The 12,262-nt window shown below is 46.0% G+C and carries 10 protein-coding genes; all 10 read left to right on the top strand.

Annotated features, from left to right (window positions below; translation table 11 throughout):
- Window positions 1-164: 164 nt before the first annotated feature.
- The 10 genes from prfB to KOE27_RS24480 all read left to right on the top strand — a co-directional run bounded on the left by prfB (window position 165) and on the right by KOE27_RS24480 (window position 12,246).
- Window positions 165-1,239, top strand: a protein-coding gene (prfB, locus tag KOE27_RS24525) for a peptide chain release factor 2 (protein WP_215241345.1) whose coding sequence is annotated in 2 segments (ribosomal slippage) — window positions 165-224 and window positions 226-1,239 — 1,074 coding nt in all. Because the reading frame shifts where the segments join, the coding sequence is not laid out codon by codon here.
- An 82-nt stretch (window positions 1,240-1,321) separates the two neighbouring features.
- Window positions 1,322-1,522 (top strand): hypothetical protein, encoded by a 201-nt coding sequence (locus KOE27_RS24520; RefSeq protein ID WP_215241344.1) that lies wholly within the window; start codon window positions 1,322-1,324, stop codon window positions 1,520-1,522.
- Window positions 1,506-1,769 carry a type II toxin-antitoxin system RelE family toxin gene (locus KOE27_RS24515; RefSeq protein WP_215241343.1) on the top strand — a complete coding sequence of 88 codons (264 nt, stop codon included), beginning with the start codon at window positions 1,506-1,508 and terminating at the stop codon, window positions 1,767-1,769. The genes KOE27_RS24520 and KOE27_RS24515 overlap by 17 nt, the downstream gene beginning before the upstream one ends.
- A gap of 10 nt (window positions 1,770-1,779) precedes the next feature.
- The gene (locus tag KOE27_RS24510; protein WP_229252926.1) at window positions 1,780-2,580 is read left to right on the top strand and encodes an alpha/beta fold hydrolase; all 801 of its coding nucleotides are present in this window, start codon (window positions 1,780-1,782) and stop codon (window positions 2,578-2,580) included.
- Window positions 2,581-2,713: 133 nt separating this feature from the next.
- Window positions 2,714-3,268, top strand: a complete 555-nt coding sequence (locus KOE27_RS24505; protein ID WP_215241341.1) for an RNA polymerase sigma factor — start codon at window positions 2,714-2,716, stop codon at window positions 3,266-3,268.
- Between the two features lie 20 nt (window positions 3,269-3,288).
- Window positions 3,289-4,317 (top strand): FecR family protein, encoded by a 1,029-nt coding sequence (locus tag KOE27_RS24500; RefSeq protein ID WP_215241340.1) that lies wholly within the window; start codon window positions 3,289-3,291, stop codon window positions 4,315-4,317.
- Window positions 4,318-4,486: 169 nt separating this feature from the next.
- Complete coding sequence (locus KOE27_RS24495) at window positions 4,487-7,966, top strand: TonB-dependent receptor (protein WP_229252925.1); 3,480 nt, start codon at window positions 4,487-4,489, stop codon at window positions 7,964-7,966.
- Between the two features lie 52 nt (window positions 7,967-8,018).
- Window positions 8,019-9,464, top strand: coding sequence for a RagB/SusD family nutrient uptake outer membrane protein (locus tag KOE27_RS24490; protein WP_215241339.1), 1,446 nt, complete (start codon window positions 8,019-8,021; stop codon window positions 9,462-9,464).
- 147 nt (window positions 9,465-9,611) lie between these two features.
- Window positions 9,612-10,898, top strand: a complete 1,287-nt coding sequence (locus KOE27_RS24485) for an MFS transporter (protein WP_215241338.1) — start codon at window positions 9,612-9,614, stop codon at window positions 10,896-10,898.
- A gap of 271 nt (window positions 10,899-11,169) precedes the next feature.
- The gene (locus KOE27_RS24480) at window positions 11,170-12,246 is read left to right on the top strand and encodes an NAD-dependent epimerase/dehydratase family protein (RefSeq protein WP_215241337.1); all 1,077 of its coding nucleotides are present in this window, start codon (window positions 11,170-11,172) and stop codon (window positions 12,244-12,246) included.
- Window positions 12,247-12,262 lie beyond the last annotated feature (16 nt).

The raw sequence follows: 12,262 nt of genomic DNA, 5'->3' as shown, positions 1-12,262 counted from the left end.
AACTTTCAAATCTGTCGGGATCAAGGTGGAGAGGATTTGGTTTTCTCCAGGCCAGGCAAGCTGAGGTGCTTTTAGCTTCCTTATTCAGGAAGCGGGCAGTACCTCTCCGCTCGCCTCGGATGAGTCCCGGCGGTAATTTTTCACATAAAAATTCAAAACTTCAAATGACAGCAGAGCAATTGAAAGACTTGAAGGCCCGTGTAGAGGCTTTGGGGAGGTATCTTTGACTACGATAACCGAAAAAGACAGCTAGAAGACCTCGAACAACAAACTGTACAACCGGAATTCTGGAATGATTCCACCCGTGCAGAAAAAACAATGCGTGAAATCCGCGGACTTAAGTTCTGGACAAACGGATATGAAGAACTTTCAAGGTTGCGCGACGACCTGGATACGATCTGGGAATTTTATGAAGCCAGCGAAGCAACCGAAGAAGAAGTTGACGAGGAAGGAAAAAAACTCGCCGACAAACTGGATGAGATAGAATTCCGGAAAATGATGGGTGAGGAAGGCGACGAACTCCCGGCCGTCATTGAGATCAACTCTGGTGCAGGCGGAACGGAATCTCAGGACTGGGCATCCATGCTCATGCGCATGTACATCATGTGGGCTGAAAAAAATGGATACAAAGTCCGCGAAGTGGATTTGCAGGATGGAGATGTAGCCGGGATAAAGTCGGTTACACTGGAAATTGACGGTGAATACGCTTATGGAAACCTGAAATCTGAAAACGGCGTGCATCGGCTCGTCCGCATTTCCCCTTTTGATTCCAACGCAAGGCGGCATACCTCGTTTACGTCGGTTTACGTTTACCCGCTTGCCGATGACAACATTGAGATTGATGTCAACCTGGCCGATATCACCTGGGATACCTACCGTTCCGGTGGCGCGGGAGGCCAGAACGTGAACAAGGTGGAAACGGCAGTACGTCTGCATCATAAACCTTCGGGTATCATCATTGCCTGCCAGCAGGAAAGGTCTCAGTTAATGAACAAGGAAGTAGCCATTCGCTTGCTGAAATCAAGGCTCTATCAGATCGAGCTCGAAAAACGCAATTCGGCACGCGCGGAAGTGGAGGCGTCCAAACGGAAAATCGAATGGGGCTCACAGATACGGAGTTATGTCCTGGATGACCGCCGGGTGAAGGATCACCGGACAGACCACCAGACTTCCAACACCGAAGCCGTCCTGAATGGCGAGATCAATGATTTTATCAAGGCTTATCTGATGGAATCGTAGGAAATAAGAATAACCTCCAGGTATTTTTATTACATCAATAAATTTGCTTGGAGGTTTTATATTATTATTTTAGTAAAAAAACATGACGGGCATTCGCTATATAACCGATGAAAAAGGTGAAAAAACTGATTTGATAATCAGTTTAAAGGACCATGGACAAATCGTGGAAGATTTGCTGGATGCACTATTAATTGAAGAACGAAAGTCTGAAGATTCAATTCCTTTTGATGAATTTGTGGATCAATTGATATTAGAAGGCAAAATTGATGAAAGAAATTTATAAGCTTCTCATCACTGCTTCGGCACAGAAGGAGCTTAGAAAACTCTCAAAAATTGAAGCTGAACGAATAATTCCAGCCATTAAAATGCTTGCGAGTAATCCACGCCCGCATGGCTGTAAAAAATTGGTTGCTACAAAAAATTCATACCGTATACGTATTGGGAATTACCGGGTTCTCTATCATATCGATGACTTTATAAGGGTGGTAGAAGTTTCTGGCATCAGGCATCGTAGTGAAGCATATGAGTAAATCCAGAGCTATGACTCTTCACTACCACAGATCAGGCCATGGACAGAAAGTGCTCCTCGCTTTTCATGGTATCGGCCAGGATGGTGCTACCTGCTTCGGATCATTTGAAAAATACCTGGGAGATTATTACACCATTTATGCTTTCGACCTTTTCTTTCATGGTAAAAATGTGACCATCAGCCCCGGAGAGTTATTCCCCGAGCCGGATGTAATAACCAGGGAAAGCTGGAAAGGTATCCTCGAAAATTTTCTTACGAACCAAAACATCTCCCGTTTCGATGTAGTTGGTTTCAGCATGGGAGGACGGTTCGCCATGGCCACGCTGGAAGCGTTTGCAACTCAGGTGGACCGCGTTTTTTTAATTGCCCCGGATGGAATTACCGAACACCCTCTCTATAAACTTGCTACCGGGTTTTCTCCGGCCCGGCGCTTGTTCCGCTGGTGTATGCAGCATCCCGGATCTTTACTCCTGACCGCTTCCCTGATCCAAAAGGCGGGCTTTTTAAATCAAAGCCTTCACAGGTTCGCATTGAACGTATTAAATACTCCCGGGAAACGGCAGGTGATTTACAGTTCCTGGACAGCCTTCAGAGCACTTCGCTTTGATATCCCAGCTCTGAACCAGATGGCCGAAAATCACGGTGTTAAAATCTTCTTATTTGTTGGCAAATACGACAAACTGTTACCTCCCTCCGCTGTCAAACGGTTATCCGATCTTCTCCCCTCTCAGCAGTACAAAATTATTCAAAGTGGCCACTCAGGGCTGGTAGACAAGATAGCAGTCTTCATTGCCAACGACCTGGCTAAATAAATCCCTACAAGCTACACAGCATTTAAACTTCGAATTATTATATTTTACCTCAAATAATTGTGTTATTGAAAGAATTTTTAAAATAGTTTAGGGATTTTCTTGCAAAGGTTGACTACACTAAAATTCAGACGCAATGCATAATTTATTAACCGACGAGAATCTTGTGGATATGCTTCATCAGGGCGATGCAAAAGCCTTTGGAGAAATTTACAATCGTTACTGGTATAAATTATTCGGCGTGGCCTACCATCAGACGGGTACCAAAGAAGAGGCGGAAGAGCTCGTGCACGACGCTTTCGAAAGCCTTTGGAACAAACGGGAATACAGCAATATCCGTCATCTGAGTTCATATCTGGTTGTATCGGTCAAAAACCTGGCTATCAATTATATAAAATCGCAGATCACGCAGCGCAAGTATCAGGAGTATCTCATTTTTCACGAAATACAACAATCCAATTCTACCGATGAAATTATCCGCTTCGACGATCTGGCCACGGCGGTGGAAGAGGCCATGAAAAAACTACCCGAAAAAACGAGCGAGGTTTTCAAAATGAGCAGGTTCGAAAACCAGTCGGTAAAGGATATTGCCCGCCAGCTTAATCTCTCTGAGAAGGGAGTTGAGTATCACATTACCCAATCCCTGAAAGTTCTTAAGGAACATCTGAAGGTTTATCACACTGATAATTAACACAGCTAACCAGTAAACGAATGAACCAGTACGACTTCGACCTGCTGTTACAAAAATACCTGGCCGGCACTTGTACGCCGGAGGAGGAAAAGCAGATTCTGGATTGGTCCGAAAACATGCTTTTATCAAGCCAGGTATCCATCAGTGCCTCAGAAAAGGAGCTGATCCGAAAAAGGCTCTGGAAACGCCTTTCCAAAATTGGCAGGCCTGTTTCCCAACTGAATACTTTCTGGACACGGTTAGCGATAGCCGCGTCCGTTCTGCTCCTGTTCGCCTGTGGTTCGGTATTCTTATGGCCATCCATTTTTCCGTTAAACAAAACAAACCAGGTTGCAACCGTTTTTAATGGCCCGCAAACCATCCAGCCAAAAGGAAATATCGAAGTAAAAAACACTTCGGACACTCCCAATAAAATTGTACTTGAAGACGGAACGGTAGTTCTTCTGAAACCGCAAAGCAGCCTGAGCCATCCCAAGCACTTCGGTGATCAGTCCCGGGTCGTATACCTTAGCGGAGAAGCCTTTTTTAATGTGACGAAGAACCCGTCCAAACCATTTTTTGTGTACACCGGCGAGCTCGTTACCCGGGTTTTAGGCACCAGTTTTAATGTAAAGTCCTTTAACTCTGCCCAATCCATTGAAGTTTCGGTGGTTGCCGGCCGGGTATCTGTTTATGAAAATTCCAAAAAAACGCCGCAAACACGGAATGGTATCATTTTAAATCCCAATCAGAAAATCAGATTTGACCGTGACGTAAAGATCATGGTTCCTGAACTCGTTGAAGAACCGGTCTTAGTTAACCCCCCGGAAAAAAAATCTCTTTTCATTTTTGAGGAAACACCGCTGCCTCAGGTAATCAGCATGCTGCAGGAGGTTTACGGAATAGAAATAGTACTGGAAACACCGGCGTTGGAAACCTGTTTTTTTACCGGTGACATAAATGATCTGCCACTATACTCACAGCTTAAACTGATTTGTAAGTCAATCAACGCGAGTTACGAATTACGCGGTACTACCCTGTTTATGAGCGGCGAAGGCTGTCGTAACTGACCCGTGAAATATAAAAATCTTACTCCAGGTTCCGTTTAACCCGAACCTGTTAAAGAAAAAGCCAGTAATGCTGCGAACATTACCGGCCTGGTGATTCGCCCGGAACTGCCATTCCGGAGCGAAAATTGTTTGTTTTTATGTCTGTTACACAACAAAAACTTTTAAAACTATGCAAAAAAGTGTATCCATCAAATGGTTTCTGATTAAAGCTATGCGAATAAGTATTATGCAGTTAATGCTCTCGGCAATATGCTGCGGCATTACGTTTGCCCGTCACGCCAACGGGCAGGAACTGCTCAATAAAGAAGTCTCCCTCCAAACCGAATGGACGGAGGTAAAAAGCATATTATCTCAAATCGAGAAACAGGCAAATGTTCGCTTTGTATACAGCACAAACAGTATCCAGGCACGCAAAAAGGTCTCCTTTTCGGCAAACAACAGTAAGCTTTCGGTAGTACTGGACCGGCTGCTCAATCCGCTGGATATCTCTTACGAAATAGAAGGGACAAGGATATTGCTTCAGCGCAAGACAAGGGTAATTTCCGATAACACATTGGCCGCTCCGACCTTCGACAGGACCGTCTCGGGTAGGGTAACCGACGAAAAGGGTGAAGCCCTGCCTGGCGTCAGTATCATATTAAAGGGCACTCAGCAGGGTACTTCCAGCGATGCGGAAGGCCGATACCAGCTTAACATTCCAGATGGCTCTTCTGTCCTGATCTTTAGTTTTGTGGGATATGTCCCGGTAGAAAAAACAATTTCCAACGAATCCATCCTGGACGTTTCTCTGGTGACAGACACTAAGTCGCTGCAGGAAATTGTTGTGGTTGGATATGGTACGCAAAAACGTGCAAACGTTACTGCGGCGATCACCTCGGTCCCAATGAGCGAGATCAAGGATATGCCGGTATCCAATGTTGCCACGGCACTACAGGGAAAAATTCCCGGTGTGGTTATCCAGCAGAACAACGGGACCCCCGGCAGTACCCCTGCCATTAAGGTACGTGGTTTTGGTTCCATCAGCGCAGGAAATTCTCCACTGATTGTGGTGGACGGGAATATCGTCGGTGCCGGTATCTTTAGTAATCTTAATACCAACGATATAGAGAGTATGGATGTGCTGAAAGACGCGTCCTCCACTGCTATTTATGGGTCGAAAGGCTCAAACGGTGTCATTCTGATTACCACCAAACGCGGTAAAAGTGGCAAACCCAGCGTAAATCTGGATGTTTTTACCGGCTTTCAGGAGGTAACAAAAAAAATAGACTTGCTTAATTCTCAGCAATTTGCTGAATTTGGCAAAGATGCTTCCAATAATGCCTACCTGGACAATATTAAAGGAGCTAACATCACGGATCCCAACAGCGTGCGCCCAACCGACTATCTGAGGTACCGGTACCCACGAGGGGAAGCATTCAGCTGGCTCGATTTTGACGATCCGTCCAAGGTAGCAGCTCTCCCATACACCGACTATCAGGACCTGATTTTTAAAAAAGCTAAGATCAATAACTACCAGCTTTCCGCATCAGGAGGCACGGATAAAGCCCGCTACAGTGTGAGCGGAGGTTATCTGCAGCAGGATGGAATTATCCGCAGGTCGGCCCTGCAACGGTATACCCTCCGCGCCAATGTGGAAATTAACGTGCTGCCAAAACTGAAAATCGGATTTAACCTTAACCCATCGTATAAAATACAGCAGGAAGTGAATGACAAAGGCCATTGGGCCGATAATGCCGTGATCAACTCGGCTTTGTCAGTCATGCCCATGGTACCGATATACGCGGCCGACGGCTCCTATACTTCGCAAGCCGCCATTGCCGCCCCATACAACTACCCGGGAATCACCAATCCGGTTGCCAACATTACAGAATACAACAGCCAGTATCTGTCGACTAACATGCTCGGTAATACCTATGCAGAACTTGGATTCCTGAAAAACTTTACTTACCGTATTTCCGGAAATTTCAATTTCACCGGCAACCGCCGCAATGCTTACCGGACCTCAAAAATGCCGCTGAACCAGATATTGCCGCCGTCAGTATCAACAGGAACAGCTTACTCGGACCAAGGACTAAGCTGGCTTTTTAACCAGACTGTTAATTTCAGCAAGACCCTGAACAACGATCATAACATTGACATCCTGATTGGTATGGAATCCACAAAATACCAGTTTCAGACCAGCCAGGGAACAGGCAGTTCCTATCCTAACGACGTAGTGGAGACCTTGAACGGCAGTGCCAGTGGTACTACAACTACCGCTTCTTCCACTAAAATTGAAAATGCCTCCGCTTCTTATTTCGCCAGGGCCAATTACAACTATAAAGGAAAATATCTGCTGAATGTATCGGTGCGCCGCGACGGCTCCTCCATTTTTGGACCAGACAACCGCTGGGGTACCTTTCCGGCTGCCTCTTTGGGCTGGAGAATCAATGAAGAGGCCTTCCTTAAAAACGTAAAGGCCCTCTCAGAAGCCAAGGTACGTGTGAGTTATGGTTTCTCGGGGAACAATGCATTTGACAATCTGAACTACTATCCTTACGCTGCCACGCTCAGAGCAGACAATTACAGCTTTAACAACGCCCTGGTAAACGGTCTCGTGCCCGCTTCACTCGCCAATTCAAAACTGGGCTGGGAACGCAGCCAGCAATTAGATGCCGGTATTGATCTGGGCCTTTTCAATAACCGTATCCTGCTTATTGTGGACTATTACCAACGCACGACAAAAGACCTGCTGCTATCTGTGAATGTTCCTACTGTAACCGGCTTTAACTCTGCGATTAAGAATATAGGAAAAATGGAAAACAAAGGCTGGGAGTTTGGACTCAATACCCGAAACCTCACCAAAGCCCTGATCTGGAATACAAGTTTCAATCTGTCGTTCAACAGAAATAAAGTGATTGCCCTGGGGCCAACAGGTGACCCGATCCGAAGCGCAAGTGGTGTGGGAGAGTCCAATATTACACAAATAGGTTCTCCGATTGGTAGTTTTTACGGATACAAACAAGTGGGCGTTTTTAAAGATCAGGCCGATCTGGACAGTCACCCACATGATCCTACGACTAAGCCCGGTGACGTAAAGTACGAAGATATCAATAATGACAAGGTGATTAATGCCAATGACCGTACCATTATCGGAAACAACCAGCCCGACTTCATTTACGGACTTACCAATACTTTCAGTTACAAAGGTTTTGACCTGAACATAGCGATACAGGGCACACAGGGCGGGGAAATCCTGAACCTGAGCCGCCGGTTTTTTGAAAACCTGGAAGGAAATGCCAACCAGCTGACTACGGTTTTAAACCGCTGGCGCTCACCAAGCGATCCGGGTGATGGCGTTACACCCCGTGCCAATGCGCGTACCACAGGAAACAATAACGCCATTTCTACCCGCTGGGTGGAAGACGGTTCCTATCTGCGGGTCCAAAACGTAAGCCTGGGTTACCAGCTACCGGCCTCACTGATCAGCAAAGCCAAATTGCAGCAGGTAAGGATTTATGCTTCGGCACAGAATCTTTTCACTTTCACCAAGTACCTGAACTTCAACCCAGAGGTAAGTAATTACGAAGGCCCGCTCGCCGGAGGGGTTGATTATGGTGTTTTTCCGTTGGCCAAAACCTACACGCTTGGTATCAACATCGGACTGTAAACAGCATACCCAAATCCTATGGCTTAGTTCTCAATTCTAAAATATTAAAAAAATGAAAATTTTAAACCCATATATAGCCCTGTTCACGACAGTTCTGCTTAGTTCATGCAGCAGCGAGTTTCTTGACCTGAAACCGATCTCTACGGCTACAACCGATAATTTTTATCAGACCGCAGATGATTTCAAAAATGCTGTAAACGGTGGATACGCGGGCCTCCAGACAGGTGGCATCACAGGGAATAGTTATGTTTTCGGGGAAATTGCATCGGACAATACCATCGCGGTTGCCTCCGGCTCGGTTACCGACCAGGACGAATTTGACAGATTTTACATCAAAACAACCAACCCGTTTATCTCTGGCCGCTGGAATGACGGATATAGTGTAATTGCCCGTTACAATACCATTCTGGATAAAATCGGCGGTGTAACCATGGATGAAACGCTAAAAAACAGATACATCGGTGAGATTAAGTTTTTACGCGCCGTTGTCTATTTTACACTTGTGAGGACCTTTGGTGATATTCCCCTGATTCTTAAGCCGGTTGCAACGCCAGACGAGGGCTATGCATTTGGCCGTAATCCTCAGGCTGAGATTTATGCACAAATTGAAAAAGACCTTACCGAAGCCGAAGCTATTTTACCTGTCTCCTACACCGGGGCTGATCTGGGAAGGGCCACCAAAGGTGCTGCCAAAGCATACCTGGGCAAGGTTTATCTTACTCAAAAGAAATTTGCCCCGGCGGCCGCCAAGTTAAAAGAAGTGATTGCCCTGAATGTGTACGCCCTTCTTCCCTCCTACGCGGACGTGTTTAAGGTAAGCAATAAAAACAATAAAGAATCGGTGTTTGACGTCCAGTATAAATCCGGTGGAGCAGGAGAAGGGAACTCCTGGCCCAATTCATTTGCACCCCAAAACTCCGGAAATGCGGTGATTGCCTTTGGAGGTGATGGCAACAATCAGCCTACTGCAGATATCATCAATGCTTATGAACCCGGCGATCTGCGGAAGGATGTATCGGTTGCCTCTTCGTATGTCAATGCGGCCGGGCAGGTAATTCCGGATAAGTTCATTAAAAAATATTATGATGTACCCGTTGCCAAAAATGATAACGGGAACAATATTCCGCTGATCCGTTATGCGGATGTACTGCTTATGTATGCCGAAAGTTTAAACGAAACCAGTTACCAAACCGAGGCGCTGGACTATCTTAACCTGGTACGTACCAGAGCCGGACTGGCCAAAAAAACCGCTGCCGATATCCCAGACCAGCAGGCGTTTCGTCTGGCAGTGGAGCAGGAACGACGTGTGGAGCTGGCATTTGAAGGGCATCGCTGGTTTGATCTCGTCCGTACAGACCGCGCCATAACCATCCTGAACAGCAAAAAAGATCAGATACGGCTGGTGACACAACTAACGGCAAATAATATGGTTTTCCCAATCCCTCAGAGCCAGATCGATATCAATAAAGAAAAAATAAAACAGAATCCGGGTTACTAAGGTTTACCAAATTTCAGCAAAAGAGGTTCAGCGTTCTACGCTGTGCCTCTTTTGTATTTTGAAGCATTTTGCATCCTGCTGGTAATTTACTTCATTTCAAAAAAAATATTATATTGGTACACCCTTACCTCAGTTCACCTTCCCGGAATGCAAAATATTACGCACAAAAACGATACCGGCTGGCGCCTGAAAGCGATTATGGGCGGTTCCGTCGGAAATCTGGTGGAATGGTATGACTGGTACGCCTACTCCGCTTTTTCGCTATACTTTGCCGGAAGTTTTTTCCCAGGCTCCAATCCTACCGTTCAGCTTTTAAATACCGCCGGAATTTTTGCCGTTGGGTTCCTGATGCGGCCCATCGGAGGATATGTCTTTGGCAAACTGGCCGATACAAAAGGGCGGAAGGTAGCTATGACATTGTCCGTTTTACTCATGTCGTTCGGTTCCCTGCTCATTGCCTTTCTTCCGGGTTATAAAAGTATCGGGATCATGGCACCGGTATTGCTGCTTCTGGCCCGGCTGCTGCAGGGACTGAGCGTGGGAGGAGAATACGGCACCTCGGCTACTTACCTGAGTGAGGTGGCAACCCGCGACAAAAGAGGGTTTTATTCCAGCTTTCAGTATGTAACGCTGATCGGCGGCCAGCTGATCGCCCTTGGCCTTCAGCTGATTCTGCAAAAAGTTTTTCTTACCAATGACGAAATGCATGCATGGGGCTGGCGTATCCCCTTTGCGATCGGCGCCTTGTTGTCCCTGGTAGCTCTTTACCTTCGAAGTACCCTCCATGAAACCGAAGCATTTAAAAACCGGGATGGCCAAGTCAAAAAAGAAGGTTCCTTAAGAGAGTTGGTCAAGCACCCGCGTGCCATTTCTGTTGTGTTCGGGCTTACCCTGGGAGGGACACTGGCCTTTTATACATACACCACTTACATGCAGAAATTTCTGGTGAATACCGTTGGCCTGACCAAAGACCAGTCCACCATCCTGACGTTTTTCTCCTTATTGATCTTTGCCTCCATCCAGCCGCTTTTCGGAGCCATCAGCGACAGAGTGGGCCGGAAGCCGCTGCTTATTTCCTTTGGCATTCTTGGAACGCTGGGTACTTATCCGCTGCTAACCACCCTTAGCCACACCACCAGCATGTGGGGTGCTTTTGCCCTGCTGATGACCGCACTTCTTATTGTTAGCGGGTACACCTCCATTAATGCCGTCGTAAAAGCCGAACTATTTCCGGTTGAAGTAAGAGCACTGGGCGTGGGACTTCCTTATTCACTGACCGTCGCTATTTTTGGCGGTACTGCCGAATACCTTGCGCTTTGGGCAAAAAACATCGGCCACGAAAGCTATTATTACTGGTATGTCACCTTTTGTATTTTTCTTTCACTGATTGTATACCTTCGAATGAAGGATACCCAAAAAACCTCTCTTATCTGACAATCTCGTCTCCGATATGAAATGACCTGACCTGCCAGAAACTAAATCGCCGGGTTCAAGCGTTAAATTTGCAATGCTAGCCCAGGTCTTGCACAAAAGGCTGGACGTAAGGCCTAAAACTGAATAATTCAGAGTTTTTATATAACAGTAACCGGCGCACCATCCATAAAATAAGTTCATCTGGTATAATTGACCTTTTTTATTTTACTTTACAGCACCACACAGGTAATTTGTCTCAGAATTACATTCATAACTATTCAACTAATACTAAATGAATATTGCACTCGTTACAGGTTCTGCCGGATTAATTGGGAGTGAATCTGTTGCCTTTATGGCTGATAAATTTGATCTGGTAATTGGGGTTGATAATAATTTAAGAGAGTATTTCTTTGGAGCTGACGGTAATACCGAATGGAATAAAAACCGGATTCAGGAAGCATATACCAATTACAGGCATTATTCTGCTGATATCCGGGAAGTAAACCAGCTAGAACCCATTTTTAAAGAGTATGGGGCTGACATCAAGCTTATCATCCATGCAGCAGCACAGCCAAGCCACGACTGGGCCGCCCGAGAACCTTTCACGGATTTTGGTGTAAATGCAGTGGGCACACTCAATATGCTTGAAATGACACGTCTTCATGCACCTGAGGCGGTATTTATTTTTACGTCAACCAATAAAGTGTATGGTGATAACCCCAACTATCTTCCATTGGTGGAGCTTGAAACCCGTTGGGAAATCGACGAAAGCCATCCCTATTTTACCAATGGAATAGATGAAAACCACAGCATCGACCATACCAAACACTCTATCTTCGGCGCTTCAAAAGTTGCAGCAGATATTATGGTACAGGAATACGGTAAGTATTTCGGCATGAAAACCGCGGTATTCCGGGGAGGATGTCTCACAGGTCCGAATCATTCCGGTGCACAACTTCATGGTTTCCTGGCGTATCTGATGAAGTGCGCGATCACCGGTAACCATTATACCATTTTCGGGTATAAAGGAAAGCAGGTACGTGACAATATTCACAGCCATGACCTTGTAAACATGTTCTGGCATTTTTACCAGAATCCACGTCCGGGAGAAGTTTACAATGCAGGAGGAGGAAGATTTGCCAACTGCTCCATGCTGGAAGCCATTGAACTTTGCGAAAAAATAACAGGAAACAAATTGTCTTTCTCGTATTCGGATACCAACCGTATCGGGGATCACATCTGGTATGTAAGTGATCTTTCCAAGTTCAAGCAACATTACCCTGGCTGGAACTGGGAGTTTGGCTTGGTGGAAACACTCACGCAAATCCATGATGGCATTGCCTCACGTCTGGGACTTAAAACCGTTTGATACTACCAATGGGAAT

Source organism: Dyadobacter sp. CECT 9275 (genome assembly GCF_907164905.1).
In the GTDB taxonomy this organism is placed as follows: Bacteria; Bacteroidota; Bacteroidia; order Cytophagales; family Spirosomataceae; genus Dyadobacter; species Dyadobacter helix.
The sequence above is the reverse complement of the archived record's forward strand: the minus strand, read 5'-3'. Positions and strand labels throughout refer to the sequence as shown.